Genomic DNA, 21621 nt, shown 5'->3' on the forward strand with positions numbered 1-21621 from the left:
ACAGTACCTTTGTTAAGAATTGTGATAAATATATGTTTAGTTATGCGTACTAAGTTAAGTCATATTTTCATAATGTACAAAGGAGAACTTTTAACAGAAAAAGATAACATTAAAGCATTCATCGGTATCCCGCATAAATCTATAACGGCATGTAAATGACCAAAAAACCAATCAGTATCAGTTGTTGGCAATACTTACAAATCTTGCGGGACACATTTGGCAGAATTAATACCTAACTAACAACTTGAGTTAATTAATAAAAAGTCAGTTAAAATATCTTACAGCTACAGCTTGGTTATTTTGCAAAAAAAAACCGCCCCATAACAGGGCGGCCTTCAAACCAAACTAACTACTTTATGAAAACAGTCTTTAATTATTTTACAGCTATTTCTCTTGTTTGAAATTTAGCTTCTTCTCTTTTTGCTACAGTAAGTTTCAAAATACCATCGGTATAATCTGCTTCAATTTTTGACTGATCGGCACTTTCAGGTAATGTGAATGACCTTACAAATGAATTGTAGCTATATTCACGTTTGCTGAATTTTTTACCTTCTTCAACATTTTCGGCTTTCTTTTCTGCAGCTACACTTAATACATTTTTGTCGAGATTGATTTTAAAATCTTCTTTCTTTAAGCCAGGTACAGCCAGTTCAACATGAAACTCATTTTCGGTTTCTGCGATGTTAACTGCAGGCACACGGGCAATCAGTTTATCACTTAAAAATGAATCATTGATCAGTGAATCAAATACATCACTAAAAAATGGGTTAGCTGAAGTGTTTTTAAGGCCGTTGTTAAATTTTACTAATGTCATTTTTATATCCTCCTAAAGTTTTGTTTTTTGTTAACTTCGTAACCTATTGATCAACTGCTGTACCAACAGCAAAACCGCCTATACTAAACGACAAAAAGTCACTATTAAATATTTTAGGCAGACAAAATGACCGAAAATGGCTGAAAAACTTACAGATTATAAATATAAAACCCTTATCCCTATCCGCTTTTCGGATATCGATTCATTTGGACACGTAAACAACGCAGTATATCTTACTTATTTTGAAATAGCCCGGATTGGTTATTGGAAGGAAATTATCAACTGGGACTGGAGCAATACCGGCATTATCCTGGGCCGGTCGGAGATCAACTATCTTAAGCCTATTACTGTTCAGGATAATATTGCCTGCTATGTACGTACCATCCGCATAGGCAACAGCAGTTTTGATATGATGCATGTATTGGTAAAAATAACCCCCAATGGCGAAGAAATTGTAACAACCGGCAAAACGGTTTGTATCAGCTACGATTACTCGGCCAATAAATCTGTTTCTATCCCATCACCTGAAAGGCACAGGATGATCAATTATGACGAACCGAGGTTAATTCTGAATACGAATTGATGTATTGATGTGCAAATTTCAAGTGTGCAGATGAAACGTGTATTGTACAAGATTTCAAATGTACAAATATGCATATGTAGCTTATCTACGCTTACATATCTAATTCAAGCATATGCACATTTGAAATCTGCATATTTACACATCTGAAATCTAAAATATCTTTCCCGGGTTCAAAATTCCTTTTGGATCAAACACGTGCTTTATTCCTTTCCACAACGCAAAATGCATTTCCGAATATTTTATCGGCATAAACTCTTTTTGCACCAGGCCAATTCCGTGCTCACCCGACAAGGTGCCGCCAAGCAATACGGTTAATTCAAATATCTCCTGGATACCGGATTTGAGCTTATTATTCCAATCTTCATCGCTCATGTTAGCTTTAATGATATTTACATGTAGGTTCCCATCGCCTGCATGGCCATAACAAACTGATTCAAAGCCGTATTTAGCACCCGTTTCTTTTATTCCTTTAATTAATTGTGGCAGTGCGGCACGCGGCACAACGGTATCTTCCTCTTTATAAACCGAGTTTGATTTCACCGATACGGCCATGGTACGCCTTAAACGCCAGAGTTCTTCTTTTTGAGCAGTCGAATCGGCAAACAACACGTCGCGGCAGTCAAACTCTTCAAGCACTGCATTTATTTTTTCACAATCGGTAAAAATCACGTCCTGGTTGGTACCATCTACTTCAATCAATAAAAACGCTTCAATACCATCCTGCAAATCAAAAGCAATATCATCATGCTCCTTAACCCACTCCACTCCTCTTCGTTCCATAAATTCCAGTGCAGACGGGATGATCCCTGCCCTGAATATAGCCGAAACAGCTGCGCAAGCCATTTCATTGGTTGGGAATGAGGCCAGCATCAAAGCATCTAAAGTTGGAGCAGGAATAAGCTTTACCACAATTTTGGTAACAATGCCAAGAGTGCCCTCCGAACCAATCATCAATTGGGTTAAATTATAACCCGATGCATATTTAAGGGTGTTTGCACCCGTCCATATGATCTCGCCCGATGTTAAAACAACCTGTAAGTTCAACACATACTCCCTGATGGTACCATATTTAACAACGCGCGGCCCGCCTGAACCATGGGATACGTTGCCTCCAATAAAGCAACTGCCTTTACTGGCCGGGTCAACAGGGTATAACAAGCCTTTTGCAGCCACTGCGTTCATGAACTCTTCGGTTATAACGCCGGGCTCGACAGTGGCCTGCAGGTTTTGTTCATCAATTTCAAGGATTTTATTAAAACGTTCCATGGCTATCAGCAAACCGCCATTAACCGGCAGGGCGCCACCGCTTAAACCAGTACCTGCTCCACGCGGTGTTACCGGAATCAGGTTTTCGTTACAGATTTTCAACAATGCAGCAACCTCTTCGGGACTTTGCGGGCGGGCTACTACTTCCGGATAATAAACAAGGTCTTCGGTTTCGTCATGGCTGTACTTTTCGAGGCTTTCATGGCCGGTTAAAACATTACCGGTGCCAACAATTGTGGTTATGGCCTCTAATAGTTGAGCCGATATCTTATTGAATTCCATGATCAGGATTTCTTGTAATTTATAATAACAGCCGAATGCGCTACCTTACCGCTTAAGGGCGGAGTAAGTTTTTTAATGGTAACCTCAATACTTTCAACAAACGGGTATTTCTTTTTTATACGATCGATAATTGCCTGTCCAACGGTTTCAATCAATTTACGTGGATGTTTCATCTCTTCGCATGTTATAATATACACACGTTCATAATCAACAGTTTTACTTAGATTATCTTCCAGCAAATCGCCTGGAGGCACAAAACCAACATTCACATCAACTAAAAAACGGCAACCTATTTTTTGTTCTTCGGGATAAAATCCATGGTACGCGAAAAACTCCGCGCCCTGCAAGGCTATATTGATCATGGCCAAAAATAAAAAAAAGCCCTCTCTAAATCTCATTCTCTATAGAAAGACTTTTCAAAATATTTTTATTTCAGCTGATTTCCAGCACCTCAAAAAATATTTTGCAATCAAAAACATGCTTTAAACCGTTTAAACCTGCTTTTTACCATAAAGTGGCTTCACACATCAAAAAACGGCCTTTTCGACTTGCTTTTACCGGCGATAAATGCTTTATATTTGCCCACCAACTATAATATTATGGCCAAAACAGATCTGTACGAAGCCCCCGATTATTATTTATTAGATGAGTTACTAACCGATGAGCATAAGTTGATCCGCTCATCAGTTCGTGATTGGGTAAAGAAGGAATTGAGCCCTATTATTGAAGAGTACGCTCAAAAAGCTGAATTCCCTTCACAGCTGTTAAAGGGGCTTGCCGAAATAGGAGCTTTTGGGCCTACCATACCGATAGAATATGGCGGAGCGGGCTTAGATTATACTGCTTACGGCATTATCATGCAGGAATTAGAGCGGGGCGATTCGGGCATCCGTTCAACAGCATCGGTTCAGGGGTCGCTGGTGATGTATCCTATTTATGCCTACGGCAGTGAAGAACAGCGTAAAAAATATCTGCCTAAGCTGGCGAGCGGCGAATTAATGGGTTGCTTTGGCCTTACAGAACCCGATCATGGCTCAAACCCTGGTGGCATGACCACCAACATTAAAGATGCCGGCGACCATTATATCCTTAACGGCGCTAAAATGTGGATCTCCAATTCGCCTTTTGCTGATATTGCAGTTGTTTGGGCTAAGGATGAAGCTGGTAAAATTCGCGGGCTGATAGTTGAGCGCGGCATGGAAGGTTTCACCACACCTACAACCCATAATAAATGGTCGTTAAGGGCATCGGCAACAGGTGAGCTTGTTTTTGATCATGTTAAAGTCCCCAAAGAGAACCTGCTGCCCAACGTAGCTGGTATAAAAGGCCCCTTGGGTTGTTTAAACCAGGCACGTTATGGCATTGCCTGGGGTGCATTAGGCGCCGCGATGGATTGTTACGACACAGCCCTCCGTTACACTAAAGAACGTGAGCAGTTTGGCCGGCCGATAGCCGGGTTTCAGCTTCAGCAAAAAAAACTGGCCGAAATGATAACTGAAATTACCAAAGGACAGTTGTTAGTTTGGCGCCTTGGGGTACTTAAAAACGAAAACAGGGCTACTCCTGCCCAAATATCAATGGCTAAGCGAAACAGCGTTGAAACGGCCATTACTATAGCCCGTGAAGCCCGGCAAATGCTCGGCGGTATGGGCATTACCGGCGAGTATCCTATTATGCGGCACATGATGAACCTTGAATCGGTAATAACTTATGAAGGTACGCATGATATCCACCTCCTTATTACCGGTATGGATGTAACCGGACTCGATGCTTTTAAGTAATGGATAATCAATATACCTTGACTTTTAGCAGCGCCGGTATTATTCATGCGCATAAATATTGCTCATTATAATTATGAGCGTTATATTTGTTGTGTAACCACTTAATGTTGTCAACCCCTGATAGCCCAGTTAGTTTAAACAAACTGCTGGTCAACCATTTAATTTGGCTGGCCCTGGCTTTTTTATTGGTATTTAATTCCTGCCAAAATAGCATCAATGATACGGGTGGTTACTCCAGGCAGTTTAAAACACTATTTGATACGGTAAACCTGTATAATGGCGAAAGGTCTCAACCACATAAGGGCATTCAGTACCTTGACTCAGCTTACCATACTATAAAAAACCCGTTTGTAAGCGACAGGTTCCGTTTTTATGCTTTCCATTTTCTTTACAATTTAAAAGGGCTGCATGACCCTAAAAAAGCCATGCTTTATGCTGATACGATGCGGGCTGTGGCTACCGAAAGTGTTACCCCGGATCAGCATATTAAATTAACTGCCGAAGCTGATTTCGCTACCGGGGACGCCTATTCAGCCCTGGTAAGGTATGATCAGGCTTACAGGTATTTTTACAAGGGTTACTCTATCGGCAAAAACGCCATTGACGATGCCATCCTGGCCGAATACACCTACCGGATGGGGATGATCATGTTTAAACAGGGACATTTTAGAGAAGCAGCCAATTATTTCAAGATCAGCCACAGGCAAAGCTATGCCTATACCGATGATTTTCGCGCCTTTTACCAGCGACAAGAGCTTTTGGATAATATTGGCGAGAGCTATAAAAACAGTGGCGATATTGACAGCTCAAGCTTTTATTTAAATAAAGCGCTTGTTTATATCAATGAAAATAGTTCCAGGTTTGCCGAAAGAGCAAAGCTGCTTGAAGTTGCAAGAGGTGTGGTATACGGCAACCAGGGCGATCTGGCTTTATTAACCCATAATTATAACCAGGCACACGAATTACTGAAAAAAAGTATCGCCATTAATTTAAAACAAGGTTATGACAACCGCGACGCCGAATTAACCGAAATAAAACTTGCCCGGCTATATTTAATAACCAATAAACCAAACGACCTTTTTGAACTGCTGAAAAGACTCCGCGCCCAGCTCGATACTATCAAAAATGATGACGCTGAAACCAACTGGAATGAGTTAATGAGTACTTATTACCTGCAAAAAAAAGATTACCAGAATAGCTTGTTGTATTTAAAAAACTATTCATCATTGAAAGATTCGGCAACAAAAAGGACTTCATCGTTAAAACGGACGGATATTAATCAACAACAGGCCAATTTTGATAAAGAAAATCAGATAGAAGACCTTAAAAGCCACAATAAACTGCAATTGATATACATTTACCTTGCTGTGCTTTTTTCAGTGATGGCAGTGATCATTATCTTCCTTGTTTTTCGTAACCTTAAAAGGTCAAAAAGAGATATCGTAGCTATAAAAACACTAAATGACCAAATTAAGCTGCAAAAAACGGAATTAGAAAACACACTTGAAGAAGTAAACCGGGGGAGCCGGGAAAAAGACCGAATTCTACGGGCTGTAGCACATGACCTCCGCAATCCGCTCGGAGGAATAGCATCGTTATCGGCCTCAATGGTTGATGATGCACGTGATGAAGAACAAACAGACCTGATCAACCTTATAAAAGAAACTTCCTATAATTCCCTCGAACTCATTAATGAAATTTTAGAGGCGGCAAATACTGCCAATATGACTTTTAATAAAGAATGGGTTGAAATTAACAGCCTCATTAATAAAAGTGTTGATCTGCTGCGGTTTAAGGCAGCCGAAAAAGACCAGGATATCATGCTTAGCTTATTGGATACACCTACTGAAATATTGATAAACAGGGAAAAAATATGGCGGGTTATCAGCAACCTTATCAGTAATGCCATAAAGTTTAGTCCCAAAGGTGCCGTTATTTATGTAATTGTAAACCAAAAACATCAAGGCGTTGAAATATGTGTTAAAGATTACGGTATAGGTATCCCTGATAAATTACAGCAACAGGTGTTTAATATGTTTACCGAAGCTAAACGGCCTGGCACCGACGGCGAAAAATCATTTGGCCTCGGGCTTTCCATCTGCCGTCAAATAGTTGAAAAACATAGCGGCAGGATCTGGCTAAAAAGTGAATCAAATAATGGTTCAAGTTTTTATGTCTATCTTCCGGCCCAGGCATCTTAATATATCAGTTATTCCAAACCAATTTACTTTGAACGGATGATAAATAGATAAAAAAATTGGTAAAACGGCCTGGTCATTTTTATTTTTTTTATAGATTACCCTTGTTTTACAACTAACTCTAAACCTCGCATAATTTAATATTGATGTTTATATACACAAGCTTCAGGCAAATATGGCTAACCGATAATATACAGGGTTGTTTGCTTTTTGTTTGCTTTTTGCTGATAACCACTTCATGCGGGCAACAGTCAAAGGGCTTTCTTTCGTCTTCAGCATATAATAAAGCCGTTGACACTGCAACTATAATGTATGATAATGGGCATCATAAAGCAGCAGTAAATTATCTTGATTCAGCTTTCCGTCATTCAAGCAACCTTAGCTTCAAACAAGTTTATAATTACTATTATTTTATCTACAATTATGCTTCGCATATAAAGGCCGATCGAAAAATGGCGTTGCTGTACGCCGACAGTATGCTCAATGTTTTCGATACGCCGGAGAAGAAGCTAAAATTTACCAGTGAATATGGACAGGCTCATCTTGCCAAAGGAGACGTGTTATTTGACGAACATCGTTACAACGAAGCTTACGGTTATTTTTACGAAGGGAAAGTAATTGCCAATAATAACCTTGATGAATGTACCATGGGTGATTATAGCTATCGCATGGGCATGATACTATATAAGCAGGAACATTACAGCCGGGCCGCAGAATATTTTAAGGAAAGCTTTGATGAAACCAGGTCATGCGAAGGGAACTTCAATTATTTTTATCGCAGGCAGGAATTATTGAATAATATAGGTTTAAGCTACAGTAAAATGTTGATGAATGATAGTGCCATGTATTTTTACAACAAGGCCCTTGATTACATTAATGATAACACTGCAAGGTTTAAAGACAGGCCTCAAATGGGGGAAGTATCCAAGGGCGTTGTATATGGCAATATGGCTGATATAAGTATCAGGCAAAAAGATTATAACAAGGCTAAAAGCCTGCTTAGAAAAAGTATAGCTATCAATCTGCGCAAAGGAAACGATAATAATGACGCTCAACACTCCGAATTAAAACTTGCATCTATATACGATCGGCAAAACTTAAATGACTCTTTATTAAACCTCCTCAATATTATCAGCCTCCAGTTTGATAGTGTTCAAAGTCGGGAAACCAAACAAAACTGGCACTTATTGATGTCAAATTATTTCGAGAAGCAGAATAATCATCAGCAGGCAATGACGCACTATAAGCAATACGATGAGCTTAAGGACATCATAGTAAATGAAAACAAAAAACTAAAAGAAGCCGACGTTGCAGAACAGGTTAAAAGCCTTGAAAAAGATAACGAGTTTAATAACCTTAAAAAAAACAATGAATTGCAGCATATTTATCTGAGAGTAACTGTTGTTTTTGCCCTGATGCTCATTATTATCATTTCCCTGGTATTTTTAAACTGGCAAAAATCAAAAAAGAACATTAAAACACTTGGAAGCCTTAATAACCAGATAAACCATCAAAACCACCACCTTGAAAGCGCCCTCCGTGATTTAAAACTCAATAACCAGGAAAAGGACCGGATTTTACGCACTGTTGCACATGATCTGCGCAACCCTATAGGCGGAATAGCCTCGCTTACCAGCGTAATGACAGAGGAAAATTACAGCGACGAACAAAAAGAGCTGCTAAATATTATCCGGGAAACTTCATTTAACTCCATTGAACTAATCAATGAAATTCTGGAAGCCACTGAATCCGCTTCGGCTATATTACATAAAGAAGCGGTTGAAGTTAATTCCTTATTGAGCAATAGTGTTGAGTTGATGCGTTTTAAGGCCGCTGAAAAGCAGCAGATTATCAATACTTTCCTGTTAAATTCACCACTCGAAATTTACATTAGCCGTGAAAAAATATGGCGGGTGATCAGCAATCTGATCAGTAATGCTATTAAATTCAGTCCGGAAGGATCGGCTATTTTGGTTATGGCCATTGATTTGGAAAACGAAATCCAGATTTCAGTAAAAGATCACGGTATAGGGATTCCCGAAAAGCTAAAAAACCAGGTGTTTAACATGTTTACAGATGCCAAACGGCCCGGAACTGCGGGCGAAAAATCATTTGGCCTTGGCCTTTCCATCTGTAAGCAAATTATTGAAGATCATAACGGCCGTATCTGGTTTGAGAGCGATACCGAAAATGGCACGTCTTTTAATTTCACGCTCCCTAAAAACTAACAGCTTATTTCAAAAATCCAGCATACCACCTGCCGGATGCTTTAACCGTGCGCTGCTGGGTTGCATGATCAACATGGATCAGCCCAAAACGCGGATGATAACCTTCGGCCCATTCAAAATTGTCGGTGAGGGTCCACACAAAATAGCCATTAACCTTACAGCCTTCATTTTTTGCCTTTAACACCTGTGCTATGTAATCCTTTAAATACTTTAATCTTTTGGGGTCATTTACTTCACCATCAGTAACCTCGTCGGGAAAAGCTGATCCATTTTCCGTAACGATAATCTTTTTAACATTAGGATATGCATCATATTTTTTGATCATATGGTAAATAGAAGGCGGGTAAACCTCCCAGCGCATAACTGTAAGATCAACGCCCCTCTTTTCGGCTTTGACCATACTTGCTTTGATATAGGGCGTAAAAAAAGAATATTTTACAATTTCGCGGGTGTAATTCTGTATGCCGATAAAATCAAAATCAAATCTCAGCTTATCCTCGTCGCCGGGGTAAAAATACTTTTTCAGGTCGTTAAGCGCAGGCAGGTCTTTTATTGGGTAACCCATGCCCAACAAAGGTTCAATATATAGCCGATTGATCAGCGCGTCGGCACGAACGGCGGCAGCTATATCCCTGGGTTTATCGGTATAAGGCTCTATTTGCGAACACGAAAATGTGGTACCTATTTGCGTTGTTGAGGACAGCAATCTTCGCAGGATCCTGCCACCTTCAGCAATACTCATGGTAACGTGATGTATGGCGGGTACAAAGTTTTTCATACCACTGCGTCCCGGCGCATGGATGCCAAAAAAATAGCCGGCTCCCGTAAAAACTACAGGCTCGTTCATTACCATCCAATGTTTTACCCTATCGCCAAAGTTTTGAGCACAGATAGTGATAAACTCACTAAACCAGGTTATTGCTTCACGATTTGTCCAGCCGCCTTTAACTTCAAGCACATGCGGAAGGTCCCAGTGATAAACAGTTAACCAGGGTTCAACACCTTGCTTAAGGCAGTAGTTAATTACCCGGTTATAATAATCAATGCCGGCCTGGTTAATTTTCCCGGTGCCTTCGGGCAAAATACGGGTCCAGGATATAGAAAAACGAAAATTGGGAATATTAAGTTCTTTTATGAGGTCGATATCACGCTCATACAAATTATAAAAATCGCAAGCGGTTTGTGCATGGTCGCCATTCAGGATCTTTCCTTTTTTTGTGGTAAAAACATCCCACACAGATAGTCCTTTTCCATCGGCATCATGAGATCCTTCTACCTGAAAAGCAGCAGTTGAAACGCCCCATTCAAAGTCGGCACCAAAAAGATCTTTGCTTAAATGTATTTCCTGGTCAGTAAGTTCCATTAATTTGAGCTACAAAAGCCCAAAAGTGCAATTATATTTATAAATGAAGAATTATAAGTGATAACTTAATGTATGAACGACGAACGCATACTTTTAAGCATAATCCACTGACGGAAATTGATCAGCAGTTTCGAAATATTGATAATGAATTTCATGCCCTTATGTTATTTAACTTTAAAAATAAAGGTAACAAGCAGATGTTTGCTGAATGTGACAACTATGTTATTTAATTGTTAACCAGCATTTTCATAAATATACAAAATTGCTTTAATACATTAGCCATTAATTTACAAACCCTATGAAAACACACTTTATAAAAATGTTTGGTTATAACCTGTTTGCCAATCAGCAGTTGATACAGACAATGGAAGCAAACGGTTCGCCGGAGGTAACGCTTAAACTGATGGGCCATCTGCTGGCCGCCGAACAGGCATGGCTCGAAAGATGCAAACTTATCCCTTCTTCTCTGCCTAACACATGGCCCGAAAATGTTACAATTGAGCAATGCAAAAAACAGGTACCGGAGCGTTATGAAGCATGGGTCACATTTTTAAACGAAATCGATGAGGAAGATCTGAATAACATAATTCCGTATCATAGCTTTACCGGCGACTATTTTGAAAACCAACTTGGCGATATTATTACGCAGGTTCTTAATCATGGTACACATACCAGGGCCCAAATTGGGCAACAGCTAAAGTTTTCGGGTACAAAAACTTTACCTGTTACAGACTATAGTTATTATTTAAGAGTGTTAAACAGCTAAACATTTAGCATATTTGCCAAGTTTTATCACGCATCAAAAACCATGAAAAAACATCTATTCGCAGCCGCGGGCGTTGCCCTGCTATTAGGTTGTACCGACACTAAAAAACAGGAAAAAGATCTTTTGAACCGGGTAATTGCCGTACATGATAAAGTAATGGCCAATGACGAGCAATTGATGAAAAATAAGATGCTACTGGACAGCCTTGTAAAAAACAATGCCCCAAATATCAATAAAGACACAGCAAAAGTGTATTTAAAACTGGTGGATGATGCCGATAATGCCATGAGCGACTGGATGCATAAATTTGATGCGGAAAATAAAGGCAAATCGCACCAGGAAATTATGGACTATCTTGAAGTTCAAAAGAAGCTTATCAGCAAAATAGATACGCAAATAAATGTAGCTGTTACCGGCTCAACTAAATATATAACTCAAATACCGGCAAAAAAATGAGGAAATTGTGGATAGGCATTGTGATATTAATACTTTTCAATGCCTGCAAATCAAATACTAAAACCGCCCTTCCCATATTGGGTTATAAAACTCCGGTAACTAAAACGGTTAATGGCAAAACAGTAACAGATACTGAGTACGCCACTATCTCACCCTTCAAGTTTGTAAACCAGTATGCTGATACCATCACTCAGAAAAACCTGGATGGAAAAATTTATGTAGCCGACTTTTTTTTCACCACCTGCCCTTCTATTTGCCCGGTGATGCACCGAAATATGCTCAATGTATACAAGGAGTTTAAGAATGATGATAACTTCAGGATCATTTCGCATACCATCGATCCCAAATATGATACCGTGCCTGTATTAAAACGCTATGCGGATAAATTAGGGATTGCGGGCAATACCTGGTGGTTGCTACATGGTGAAAAAGGCGATACTTATAAAATTGCCAAAAGCTACCTGCAAAGTGTATCCGAAAAAAATCCCAAAGGCGAATACATTCATGATGGCTTCTTTATTTTAATAGATAAACAGAAACGCCTTCGCGGTACTTACGAAGGAACAGATCCGGCAGAAGTAACCAAACTGATTGCCGATATCAAAACCCTGAAAGCCGAACCTGACCAAATTGCCGCCAAATGAAATTAAAGGTAATAGGCATTATAGCCATTTTGTTAGTTGTAGTTGGCGCATCATGCCAAAGCGATGATCAAATTGAGTTTAAACGCTATTACTCGGGCGGGAGCCTTGTTTACCAGCAGCATTGTCAAAATTGCCATGGCGATAAAGGACAAGGTTTATCGGCACTTATTCCTCCATTAACAGATTCAATTTATTTAAAAAATAATAAGAGAAAACTTGCCTGCTTTATCAAAAATGGCCTTAAGGGAAAAATAACCGTAGCAGGCCGCTCTTTTGACGACCAAATGCAGCCTGATGATATAGCCCCTCTTGAAATTGCTAAAGTTCTTACTTACGTTACCAATTCCTTTGGTAATAAAATGAGAACTGTTACATTGCAACAGGTTCAGGATGATTTGAAAAATTGTCAATAGTTTTTGTTCATAGATGATAGGTCATGGTTCATAGTTTATGATAAATACCCTAAGCTATGAACCATGAACTACAAGCTTTTGCTATGATCTATGAACCATCAACCATGAACTAAACTAATTTCCCTATCTTTACAACCGCAAAACGTTCTATCGCTGCCAGCTTGTTTGGCGGAGGAAAGTCCGGGCAACACAGAGCATCCTGCTTCCTAACGGGAAGGCGCCGGCAGCCGGCGACAGCAAAGTGCCACAGAGAAAATACCGCCCGCTTAGGTGGGTAAGGGTGAAAACGTGAGGTAAGAGCTCACGGCGTAACCGGGCGACCGGATATGACGGTAAACCTCAGGAGTTGAAAAACCAAATAGGTCCTGAAAGCGGAGTTGCTCGCTCCCGTATTAGCCCAAGGGCTAATCGTTAGGATGGGTAGGTTGTTTAAACCTGTTAGTGATAACAGGGCCAGATAAATGATAGAAGTTGCCCTTTAACAAGGCAAAACAGAACCCGGCTTATAGGTTTGCTGCTGTATAACCCCTTGCTGTAAAGCGAGGGGTTTCTTTATTTACACCAATTTATTTTTAATAAATTTTTACAACCCTGCAAACATTTATCCGCCTTAAACCTTTATAGCACATTAAAAGTGTTTGTTTTTCTATACAAACCCATATATTAGCAAACAACAATTACATATCGGTACATAATTACAAAACATGGCTAAAATTTTAATAATTGATGATGAACGGTCTATTCGTAACACGCTTCGCGAGATTTTAGAGTATGAAGATTACGAGGTTGAAGATGTAGATAACGGCGTTGACGGCCTTCAGTTAATTGAAAAAAAAGACTATGACCTGGTACTGTGCGACATTAAAATGAACCGCATGGATGGTATGGAGGTACTTACCGAAGGCCTCGCTATTAAGCCCGATCTACCTTTTATTATGATATCAGGCCACGGCACGGTTGAAACCGCTGTTGAGGCCAGCAAAAAAGGCGCGTTTGACTTTATTTCAAAACCACCTGACCTTAACCGCCTGCTTATTACCGTTCGTAACGCGCTTGATAGGGGAAGCCTTGTTGTTGAAGCTAAGGTACTTAAACGTAAAGTATCAAAAGTACGCCCCATTTTAGGCGAATCGCAGGCTATCCTCAAAATAAAAGAAACTATTGACCGGGTGGCCCCAACCGATGCCCGTGTATTGGTTACAGGCGCCAATGGTAGTGGAAAAGAGCTGGTTGCACGCTGGCTCCACGAAAAATCAAATCGTTCAGCCGCACCCATTATCGAGGTAAACTGTGCTGCAATCCCTTCAGAATTAATTGAGAGTGAGCTATTTGGCCACGAGAAAGGCTCATTTACATCCGCCATCAAACAACGTATTGGCAAGTTTGAATCGGCAAATGGAGGAACGTTATTTTTGGATGAGATAGGTGATATGAGCCAGTCGGCCCAGGCTAAAGTTTTGCGTGCCTTACAGGAAAATAAGATTACGCGCGTAGGTGGCGAAAAGGAAATTGACGTTGATGTACGTGTAGTAGCGGCAACCAACAAGGACCTGCTAAAAGAAATTGAAGCCGGTAATTTCCGTATGGACTTGTATCACCGCCTAAGTGTAATACTAATCCACGTACCACCGCTTATTGAACGCAAAGACGACATCCCGCTGTTAACTCAAAGCTTTTTGGATGAGATTTGCAATGAATATGGCATGCCGGTTAAAAAGATCTCTGATGCTGCACTTGAGGCCCTTAAAGCCCTGCCATGGACCGGTAATATCCGTGAACTCCGCAACATGGTTGAGCGCTTGATCATCCTAAGTGATAAAGTTATTACAGATAACGATGTTAGAGCGTTTGCAAACCCATCTGCACCGGCAGCAGTCGGCACTGGCAGCACAGCCGCTCCTGCCCCGCAAACAGATTTTGATCAGTTCAATAACTTCCAGGAATATAAGGACTTCGCCGAGCGTGAATACATCAAATTCAAGCTGGAGAAAAACAACTGGAATGTGTCAAAAACTGCTGATGATATCGATATTCAACGCAGTCACTTGTACAGTAAAATTGAAAAATTTGGCCTTAAACGCGGCGAATAAAATAAACTTTTGAAATTATTTTAAAAAGCATCGGCAAATATGATAGCCGGTGCTTTTTTTATGTTATTATTGTATCTCAATAACCTTTATTAACACCATGAAAACCTATTACTTAGCATCTTTTTTACTGTTCGCCCTATGCTCATGCGGTAACCAGCCAAAGGCAACTACAGAAACAACCGAACCGGCCGGTAAGCTTGACGGGACCTGGCATCTGATATCAAGTAAAAGCATTATGAAGGGCGATACTACAGTAACCACCCCTCCCAAAGACCAGGAAATGTTTAAGATGTTTAACGCCACTAACTTCGCCTTCTTTACGCATGACCTGGTACACGGCAAAACAGCCAAACCGGTTTATTCATCGGGCGCGGGCACTTATACCCTATCCGGCGATGATTATACCGAGCACCTGGCTTATTGCGATGCCCGCGATTGGGAAAACAGGGATTTCAAATTTAAGCTCACTATGAAAAATGACACCCTAACTCAAAAAGGAATTGAGAAGATAGACAGCCTTAAGGTTGATCATGAGATCATTGAAACTTATGTAAGAGTGAAATAAACCTTAAAACTTATATTTTAAAGCCCGGCGTGTTCCGGGCTTTTTATTTGCACTGTTTATTTGAACGAGCCGGACAACCTTTCCCCTTTACAATAACAATAAATCGTAACCTGCGCGGTAACCCATTCGTTAAAAACTAAATTATCCCAGTTTATAATAAGTTAAATTTTATTGGAAAGCCTTCACAAAAAGTTAACCGGTTGTTGTTTGTAAACGATGGAATTTATCGGAGAAGTCTTTTTATCTGCCCGGATTAATTTTACTTTACCCGCTAAAGACCACTCAAAGAATGAAGCTGTTAATTAACCATAAGATACTGTTAATGTTATCGTTATTTACTTTTTCATTTAATCGCTGCAGGCCGCAAAAAAGCTCAGAAGGCATTACAACTATTAAATCTATTCACACAATTTCAGCTACGAGTTCAAATATTCCGCTTAAAAACATGTTTGGCATAAACGCGTATGAATGGAATTTTTTGCAGGATCCCGCCAATCCGGAGCAAAAAGGAGCCATTTACGAAACCAACATGAACCTTATCAAGTCATTCAGTGCAGTAAGGCATTATTTAGGCTGGGCCCGGATGGAAAGCACTAAAGGCAGCTATACCTTCAACCCCACTCATAAAGACAACTGGAACTATGATCTCATTTATAGCCGTTGCAAACAGGAAGGCATATTGGTTTTGGCAGATATAAAAAATTGTCCGCCATGGTTGGTTAATACTTATCCTAACAATATGCGGGATCTTGAAAATGCGCCGCTTATTTATGGCTTAAGTAAGGCTGATCCGGCAAGCTATATTGACCAGGCGCACATGGCCTTTCAATTTGCCGCCAGGTATGGCTATAATACTAATATTAACAAGGCATTGATAAAAGTTGACACCAGCATGCGATGGGCAGATGACTCGCCTAACCAGGTAAAAGTGGGCATGGGCCTTATAACTTACGTAGAGTGTGATAATGAGCGCGATAAATGGTGGAAAGGATCGGCAACACAACAAACCGCTGAAGAATATGCAGCTAACATGTCGGCCTTTTATGATGGCAACAAGGGGAAGTTAGGAAAAAATGCCGGTGTAAAAAATGCTGATCCTAATATGAAAGTGGTAATGGGTGGATTAGCTACAGCCGACATAAATTTTGTAAAGAAAATGGTAGAGTGGTGCCGCATCAACCGTGGTTACAGGGCCAACGGCAGTATCAATCTGTGTTTTGATATTATTAACTACCACTATTACAACAATAACGGTAATATTTTAACACATCAGCCTGCCACGTTTGGCCTGCCGCCGGAATTGTCGATGGCGGGGCAAATTGCTGATTCGTTTGTTCAGTATGCAAATTCTTTTGTTAAACCAATCCCTGTTTGGGTAACCGAGTCTGGCTACGATATAAACAAGGGAAGCTATCAGAGAGCTTTAGATGTAGGGCAAAAGACATCGAAAAACACCCAGGCAGATTGGATTTTAAGAACTTCGCTTCTTTACATCAGGCATGGTATACAACGTGTATTTTATTACCAGCTTTTTGACGATGCTCCTAATGTTGCTGTTCAATATGCTACATCGGGTTTAGCCGAAAATGGCAAACGCAGGCCTGCTGCCGATTTTATATTGCAAACATCAAAATTAATGGGTAACTACACCTACACAAGTACCATTAATGCCGATCCACTGGTTGATAAATATCTATCGGGATCACAAAGCATGTACATATTAACCATCCCTGATTATCAGGCACGTACAAGTACATATACACTTAACCTTGGTACAGCTAAAGCAAATGTTTATACACTAAAAACAGGTGCCGGTAATGTTGTTAAAACAACCCTAAAAACAGCTAACGGGAAACTTACTGTTAAAGTAACCGAAACACCAGTCTTTGTACAGGGCACAAACTAAATAAATGCCGAAAGATTATCCTTTACCAGTTTGGCGTACATACCGCCAAACTGGTTTACGTGAACCAACAGCGGATAAAGGTTCCAAAGTTTAAGACGCTGTTGCCAGCCAGGCCGTAACGGAAATTCCTGGTTATAAGCCTCATAAAAAGCGCGGTCAAAACCACCGAAAAGCGTGGTCATCGCAATATCAAACTCACGATTGCCATAACTAACCGCCGGATCGATCAGGTAAGGTTTGCCACGGGTATCAATCAAGTAATTGCCTCCCCAAAGGTCTCCGTGCAACAATGCGGGTGGTTCTTCTGTAAATAAACCTGGGAGCTTTTTATAAAGCTGATCAAACTGGTGAATATCGGTCCGGGAGAGTTCCTTTTTGTCTACCGCCATTTCAACCATCGGCTGCAACCGCTGTTCAATAAAAAAATCGCTCCACGTAGCATACCAATTATTAGTTTGAATTAGCGAACCCATATAATTGTCAATATAAAAACCAAATCGGGTATTGGTTTTTTTATGCATTTGAGCAAGCTGCATTCCCAACTTAGAAGAAGCAGGCGCATTAGCAGAACCAACATTTATCCACTCTAAAACAAGGTAACTATCATTGCCTAACTCTCCCTGCAAAACAAACTCAGGAACTGCAATTGCATTAGTTTGGCGAATAGCCTTCAACCCCTGCTGCTCTTTCGCAAACATATTGGGGAACTTATACCTGTCATTTACTTTCAATAAATAACTGTGATCGTCGCATTGCAAATGGTAGACATCGTTTATATCACCACCGCTCACTGCATTAACATTAATGATTTTAATATTGAGTTTACTTTGAATATAACTTAATAAAATATCGGGGATGAAGTTTTTAAACATAGGCGATAATAAAATCATCAAATCTTACCAGGCTAAATTATTTGTTTTAGCACACAATTAAATTGCAATAATTATATTCGTGTAATATTTAAGTCCTTATCACAAAATTAAATGGAGAATCAAATTCCTGCAGCTGTTCAATTAACAGAAAACTGCGCACACTGCAACACGCAAGCAAAGCCCGAAGACACCTTTTGCACCCAATGTGGCTATCCGCTAAAGGGGACTGAAGCCGAACAAAACATATTTATTTCAGAACGGCAGGTTGAAGAAATAGACATGTTTACCTATAATAAAACGCTTAAACAGGCGGGTACAACATTATATTACCTGGCAGGAGTTTTTATTTTGAGCGGCCTGGTTTATTTTTTCATGCATAAAGATGAAGAAGATGTAGTAGCTGTAGTCATAACCGATTTAATAATGGCGGCTATGTTCTTGGTTTTGGGCGCTTACAGCAAAAAGAAACCCTTAGCCTGTCTCATATCAGGCTTGTCGCTGTATGTGATTGTCCAGTTGTTAAACGCCATAGTTGATCCTATATCTATTGCCAGGGGTATCATCATAAAAATAGTGATTATTGGCTATATGATCAAAGGCATTAAATCGGCAATGGAAATAGAAAAAATCAGGAAAGAAAAACATATAGCTTAGTCTTTTGCTGTCCGAACAACACCAAGCAACGGAAGCAGTACATTGCATACAATGTGGTGCATCAAACGCCGTCAACGTAAAGTTTTGCAGCAACTGCGGCTACCGGCAAGAGGATACGGCAATCGATGAGACCGCCCATAACTGGCAATTGCTTAAGCAAGCTGCTTTGTTTTATGGGGTTTACATCGTGGTATGTGCATTGTCGTCGTTTGTTGACTACTTTAAAACAGTTGGCTGGTTCCTGGTAGTTGAAATTATCGGTGCCGGAACCGCGGTATTGTTTTTTACCTATAACTGGAATGATTATAAAAAACAGCTCCGCTGGCCTTCATTTTCATGGCAAAAGTTAGCTGCTTATGGATCGATTGCAATGGCCAGCAACCTGCTGATCCATTACATTTCAAGTTGGATCAATATTATCATCTTCTCGCGAGACTATTACTATTACTCCATTTTTGCCGGCATGCCTGGCGCTGCCTATTTGATTATATTTTTCACTGCGATAACTCCGGCTTTGTTTGAAGAACTTGGCTTTCGGGGATATCTGCTGCAATCGTTGTTAAATATTGCCGATACCGGGCAGGCTGTTTTCATTTCAGCTTTCTTGTTTGGTATTATTCACCTCAACTTCGTTTCCTTGTTCTGGTTAATCCCATTCGCTTTATTTCTCGGCTATGTTAGGGTAAAAGAAAACACTATCTGGTATGGCGTATTCTTTCATTTTTGCTTTAATTTAACCGCTTGTTTATTTGAGTTACTATAGTGTTAAAGAAATAAAAAGCCAATTAAAAACTCAATACCAAATTATCATCCTAAAAAGCTATTTTTGCGGTTCAATGGAGCACATTCGTAATTTTTGTATCATAGCACACATCGACCACGGTAAGAGCACACTTGCCGATAGGTTATTAGAGTATACTAACACCATAACGCAGCGCGAATCGCAGGCACAATTGCTTGACGATATGGATCTGGAACGCGAACGCGGTATCACCATAAAAAGCCATGCCATACAAATGGACTATGTGCTTGATGGTCAAAAATATGTGCTCAACCTGATCGATACCCCCGGTCACGTGGATTTTTCATATGAAGTATCCCGTTCAATTGCTGCCTGTGAAGGCGCTTTACTGATAGTGGACGCTGCACAGGGTATCCAGGCACAAACCATTTCAAACCTCTATCTGGCTTTAGAGAACGACTTGGAAATTATTCCGATCCTGAATAAAATGGACCTTCCCGGCGCTATGCCCGAGGAAGTAAAAGACCAGATAGTTGACCTGATTGGTTGCAAACGCGAGGAGATCCTTGCCGCCTCGGGCAAAACAGGCATGGGTGTTCATGATATTTTACGCGCCATTGTTGAGCGTGTGCCCGCTCCGGTAGGTGATCCTAAAGCTCCGCTGCAGGCCCTGATCTTTGATTCGGTTTTTAACTCGTTCCGTGGTATTATAGCTTATTTTAAAGTTGTAAACGGTGAGATCCGAAAAGGCGACAAAGTAAAATTCGTAGCTACCGAGAAGCAATATCTTGCTGATGAAGTTGGCACACTTAAATTGCGCCCGTTAGCTAAAGACGTAATCAAAACCGGCGACGTAGGTTATATCATATCAGGTATAAAAGAAGCAAAAGAGGTTAAGGTTGGTGACACCATTACCCATGTTGACCGCCCTTGCGAAGAAGGTATACAAGGTTTTGAAGAGGTAAAACCAATGGTATTCGCAGGTATTTATCCTGTTGATACCGAAGATTATGAAGAACTTCGTGAGTCAATGGCTAAATTACAGCTCAATGATGCATCGTTGGTTTTTGAACCGGAATCATCAGCGGCTTTAGGCTTTGGTTTCCGTTGCGGTTTCTTGGGCATGCTGCATATGGAAATCATCCAGGAGCGCTTGGAGCGTGAGTTTAACATGACAGTGATCACTACCGTGCCCAACGTGTCATACCTGGCCCATACTACAAAAGGCGACTCGTTCACTGTAAATAACCCTTCAGATCTGCCGGATCCATCAAAAATTGATTTTGTGGAAGAGCCTTACATCAAGGCTACTATCATCACCAAATCGGAATTTGTTGGCCCGGTAATGTCGCTTTGTATTCAGAAACGCGGCACCATCACTAATCAATCATATCTTACATCGGAGCGTGTTGAGCTGATCTTCGAGATGCCAATGGGCGAAATTGTATTTGACTTTTACGACAAGTTAAAAACCATTTCAAAAGGATATGCTTCATTTGATTATCACCAGATAGGTTATCGCCAGTCAGATTTAGTTAAACTCGACATTCGCCTAAACAGCGAGCCGGTTGACGCCCTTTCATCGTTGATTTTCCGTGGCAACTCATACGACTTCGGCAAAAAGATCTGCGAGAAATTAAAAGAGCTTTTACCACGTCAACAGTTCGAGATCATTATCCAGGCGTCTATCGGCGCCAAGATCATTGCCCGCGAAACGGTGAAAGCCTTACGTAAAGACGTAACCGCCAAATGTTATGGTGGTGATATCTCTCGTAAACGTAAACTGTTGGAGAAACAGAAGCAAGGTAAAAAACGCATGCGCCAGGTTGGTAACGTAGAGATACCGCAGTCGGCGTTCATGGCAGTTTTGAAGTTGGATTAATCTCTTAATTCCTTTGAAGGGGAGCGAGAGTGAATAAATTAATATATTCTGTACAGGTTAGTTACATATCTTACAGCAACCGGATTTGTTAAACATATTCATTTAGGAGACTTTGT

General features: G+C 40.4%; 19 protein-coding genes and 1 other RNA gene. 15 read left to right on the top strand and 5 right to left on the bottom strand.

Going from position 1 to position 21621, the window contains the following annotated elements; all coding sequences use genetic code 11:
* Positions 1–373: 373 nt before the first annotated feature.
* The gene (locus FHW88_RS16605) at positions 374–814 is read right to left on the bottom strand and encodes an Hsp20/alpha crystallin family protein (RefSeq protein WP_090525968.1); all 441 of its coding nucleotides are present in this window, start codon (positions 812–814) and stop codon (positions 374–376) included.
* Positions 815–950: 136 nt separating this feature from the next.
* Here FHW88_RS16605 and FHW88_RS16610 point away from each other — a divergent pair, with 136 nt between their 5' ends.
* The gene (locus FHW88_RS16610) at positions 951–1397 is read left to right on the top strand and encodes an acyl-CoA thioesterase (RefSeq protein ID WP_090525969.1); all 447 of its coding nucleotides are present in this window, start codon (positions 951–953) and stop codon (positions 1395–1397) included.
* 150 nt (positions 1398–1547) lie between these two features.
* Here the strand turns inward: FHW88_RS16610 and FHW88_RS16615 are convergent, their stop codons facing one another.
* On the bottom strand, positions 1548–2945 hold the full coding sequence (locus tag FHW88_RS16615) for an FAD-binding oxidoreductase (RefSeq protein ID WP_176627003.1): 1398 nt from the start codon (positions 2943–2945) through the stop codon (positions 1548–1550).
* Positions 2946–2947: 2 nt separating this feature from the next.
* Positions 2948–3343 (bottom strand): dihydroneopterin aldolase, encoded by a 396-nt coding sequence (gene folB, locus FHW88_RS16620; protein ID WP_255485356.1) that lies wholly within the window; start codon positions 3341–3343, stop codon positions 2948–2950.
* Positions 3344–3544: 201 nt separating this feature from the next.
* Here folB and FHW88_RS16625 point away from each other — a divergent pair, with 201 nt between their 5' ends.
* The 3 genes from FHW88_RS16625 (at position 3545) to FHW88_RS16635 (ending at position 9152) form a co-directional block, all read left to right on the top strand.
* The gene (locus FHW88_RS16625) at positions 3545–4726 is read left to right on the top strand and encodes an acyl-CoA dehydrogenase family protein (RefSeq protein ID WP_176627005.1); all 1182 of its coding nucleotides are present in this window, start codon (positions 3545–3547) and stop codon (positions 4724–4726) included.
* A 104-nt stretch (positions 4727–4830) separates the two neighbouring features.
* On the top strand, positions 4831–6927 hold the full coding sequence (locus tag FHW88_RS16630) for a sensor histidine kinase (RefSeq protein ID WP_176627007.1): 2097 nt from the start codon (positions 4831–4833) through the stop codon (positions 6925–6927).
* Between the two features lie 143 nt (positions 6928–7070).
* Positions 7071–9152 (top strand): sensor histidine kinase, encoded by a 2082-nt coding sequence (locus FHW88_RS16635; RefSeq protein WP_176627009.1) that lies wholly within the window; start codon positions 7071–7073, stop codon positions 9150–9152.
* Positions 9153–9156: 4 nt separating this feature from the next.
* Here FHW88_RS16635 and FHW88_RS16640 read toward each other — a convergent pair whose 3' ends face one another.
* Positions 9157–10515, bottom strand: a complete 1359-nt coding sequence (locus FHW88_RS16640; RefSeq protein WP_176627011.1) for a GH1 family beta-glucosidase — start codon at positions 10513–10515, stop codon at positions 9157–9159.
* A 298-nt stretch (positions 10516–10813) separates the two neighbouring features.
* On the opposite strand from FHW88_RS16640, the gene FHW88_RS16645 reads away from it, so the two are divergent.
* The 8 genes from FHW88_RS16645 (at position 10814) to FHW88_RS16680 (ending at position 17355) form a co-directional block, all read left to right on the top strand.
* A complete protein-coding gene (locus FHW88_RS16645; protein WP_176627013.1) occupies positions 10814–11281 on the top strand; it encodes a DinB family protein in 468 nt (155 codons plus the stop codon).
* A 42-nt stretch (positions 11282–11323) separates the two neighbouring features.
* Positions 11324–11737, top strand: a complete 414-nt coding sequence (locus tag FHW88_RS16650; RefSeq protein ID WP_176627015.1) for a hypothetical protein — start codon at positions 11324–11326, stop codon at positions 11735–11737.
* Positions 11734–12381, top strand: coding sequence for an SCO family protein (locus FHW88_RS16655; protein WP_176627017.1), 648 nt, complete (start codon positions 11734–11736; stop codon positions 12379–12381). The genes FHW88_RS16650 and FHW88_RS16655 overlap by 4 nt, the downstream gene beginning before the upstream one ends.
* Positions 12378–12794, top strand: a complete 417-nt coding sequence (locus tag FHW88_RS16660) for a c-type cytochrome (RefSeq protein ID WP_090525979.1) — start codon at positions 12378–12380, stop codon at positions 12792–12794. The genes FHW88_RS16655 and FHW88_RS16660 overlap by 4 nt, the downstream gene beginning before the upstream one ends.
* Before the next feature lie 134 nt (positions 12795–12928).
* Positions 12929–13316, top strand: an RNA gene (gene rnpB, locus FHW88_RS16665) — RNase P RNA component class A.
* A gap of 182 nt (positions 13317–13498) precedes the next feature.
* Positions 13499–14884: a sigma-54-dependent transcriptional regulator gene (locus FHW88_RS16670; protein WP_090525980.1), complete on the top strand. Its 1386-nt coding sequence runs from the start codon at positions 13499–13501 to the stop codon at positions 14882–14884.
* A gap of 97 nt (positions 14885–14981) precedes the next feature.
* Positions 14982–15449 carry a hypothetical protein gene (locus tag FHW88_RS16675; protein ID WP_090525981.1) on the top strand — a complete coding sequence of 156 codons (468 nt, stop codon included), beginning with the start codon at positions 14982–14984 and terminating at the stop codon, positions 15447–15449.
* Positions 15450–15894: 445 nt separating this feature from the next.
* The gene (locus tag FHW88_RS16680; RefSeq protein WP_176627026.1) at positions 15895–17355 is read left to right on the top strand and encodes a hypothetical protein; all 1461 of its coding nucleotides are present in this window, start codon (positions 15895–15897) and stop codon (positions 17353–17355) included.
* Here FHW88_RS16680 and FHW88_RS16685 read toward each other — a convergent pair.
* On the bottom strand, positions 17352–18227 hold the full coding sequence (locus FHW88_RS16685) for a fructosamine kinase family protein (RefSeq protein ID WP_176627027.1): 876 nt from the start codon (positions 18225–18227) through the stop codon (positions 17352–17354). The two genes, FHW88_RS16680 and FHW88_RS16685, sit on opposite strands and share 4 nt — an antisense overlap.
* 111 nt (positions 18228–18338) lie before the next feature.
* Here FHW88_RS16685 and FHW88_RS16690 point away from each other — a divergent pair, with 111 nt between their 5' ends.
* From FHW88_RS16690 to lepA, 3 genes are all read left to right on the top strand, one after another.
* On the top strand, positions 18339–18881 hold the full coding sequence (locus FHW88_RS16690; RefSeq protein ID WP_090525984.1) for a zinc ribbon domain-containing protein: 543 nt from the start codon (positions 18339–18341) through the stop codon (positions 18879–18881).
* A gap of 148 nt (positions 18882–19029) precedes the next feature.
* Positions 19030–19644 (top strand): CPBP family intramembrane glutamic endopeptidase, encoded by a 615-nt coding sequence (locus FHW88_RS16695; protein ID WP_176627030.1) that lies wholly within the window; start codon positions 19030–19032, stop codon positions 19642–19644.
* Between the two features lie 73 nt (positions 19645–19717).
* A complete protein-coding gene (gene lepA, locus FHW88_RS16700) occupies positions 19718–21505 on the top strand; it encodes a translation elongation factor 4 (protein WP_176627767.1) in 1788 nt (595 codons plus the stop codon).
* Positions 21506–21621: the final 116 nt, after the last annotated feature.

The organism is Mucilaginibacter sp. SG538B (assembly GCF_013376065.1).
GTDB lineage: Bacteria > Bacteroidota > Bacteroidia > Sphingobacteriales > Sphingobacteriaceae > Mucilaginibacter > Mucilaginibacter rubeus.

Excerpts from the sequence above, each read along its gene's own strand:
- FHW88_RS16675 (WP_090525981.1), top strand. The coding sequence starts at position 14,982 with ATGAAAACCTATTACTTAGCATCTTTTTTACTGTTCGCCCTATGCTCA.
- FHW88_RS16685 (WP_176627027.1), bottom strand. The coding sequence starts at position 18,227 with ATGTTTAAAAACTTCATCCCCGATATTTTATTAAGTTATATTCAAAGT.
- FHW88_RS16640 (WP_176627011.1), bottom strand. The coding sequence starts at position 10,515 with ATGGAACTTACTGACCAGGAAATACATTTAAGCAAAGATCTTTTTGGT.
- lepA (WP_176627767.1), top strand. The coding sequence starts at position 19,718 with ATGGAGCACATTCGTAATTTTTGTATCATAGCACACATCGACCACGGT.
- FHW88_RS16610 (WP_090525969.1), top strand. The coding sequence starts at position 951 with ATGGCTGAAAAACTTACAGATTATAAATATAAAACCCTTATCCCTATC.
- FHW88_RS16670 (WP_090525980.1), top strand. The coding sequence starts at position 13,499 with ATGGCTAAAATTTTAATAATTGATGATGAACGGTCTATTCGTAACACG.
- FHW88_RS16605 (WP_090525968.1), bottom strand. The coding sequence starts at position 814 with ATGACATTAGTAAAATTTAACAACGGCCTTAAAAACACTTCAGCTAAC.
- FHW88_RS16650 (WP_176627015.1), top strand. The coding sequence starts at position 11,324 with ATGAAAAAACATCTATTCGCAGCCGCGGGCGTTGCCCTGCTATTAGGT.
- FHW88_RS16680 (WP_176627026.1), top strand. The coding sequence starts at position 15,895 with ATGTTTGGCATAAACGCGTATGAATGGAATTTTTTGCAGGATCCCGCC.
- FHW88_RS16635 (WP_176627009.1), top strand. The coding sequence starts at position 7,071 with ATGTTTATATACACAAGCTTCAGGCAAATATGGCTAACCGATAATATA.
- FHW88_RS16625 (WP_176627005.1), top strand. The coding sequence starts at position 3,545 with ATGGCCAAAACAGATCTGTACGAAGCCCCCGATTATTATTTATTAGAT.
- FHW88_RS16615 (WP_176627003.1), bottom strand. The coding sequence starts at position 2,945 with ATGGAATTCAATAAGATATCGGCTCAACTATTAGAGGCCATAACCACA.
- FHW88_RS16660 (WP_090525979.1), top strand. The coding sequence starts at position 12,378 with ATGAAATTAAAGGTAATAGGCATTATAGCCATTTTGTTAGTTGTAGTT.
- FHW88_RS16630 (WP_176627007.1), top strand. The coding sequence starts at position 4,831 with ATGTTGTCAACCCCTGATAGCCCAGTTAGTTTAAACAAACTGCTGGTC.
- FHW88_RS16690 (WP_090525984.1), top strand. The coding sequence starts at position 18,339 with ATGGAGAATCAAATTCCTGCAGCTGTTCAATTAACAGAAAACTGCGCA.
- FHW88_RS16645 (WP_176627013.1), top strand. The coding sequence starts at position 10,814 with ATGAAAACACACTTTATAAAAATGTTTGGTTATAACCTGTTTGCCAAT.
- FHW88_RS16655 (WP_176627017.1), top strand. The coding sequence starts at position 11,734 with ATGAGGAAATTGTGGATAGGCATTGTGATATTAATACTTTTCAATGCC.
- folB (WP_255485356.1), bottom strand. The coding sequence starts at position 3,343 with ATGAGATTTAGAGAGGGCTTTTTTTTATTTTTGGCCATGATCAATATA.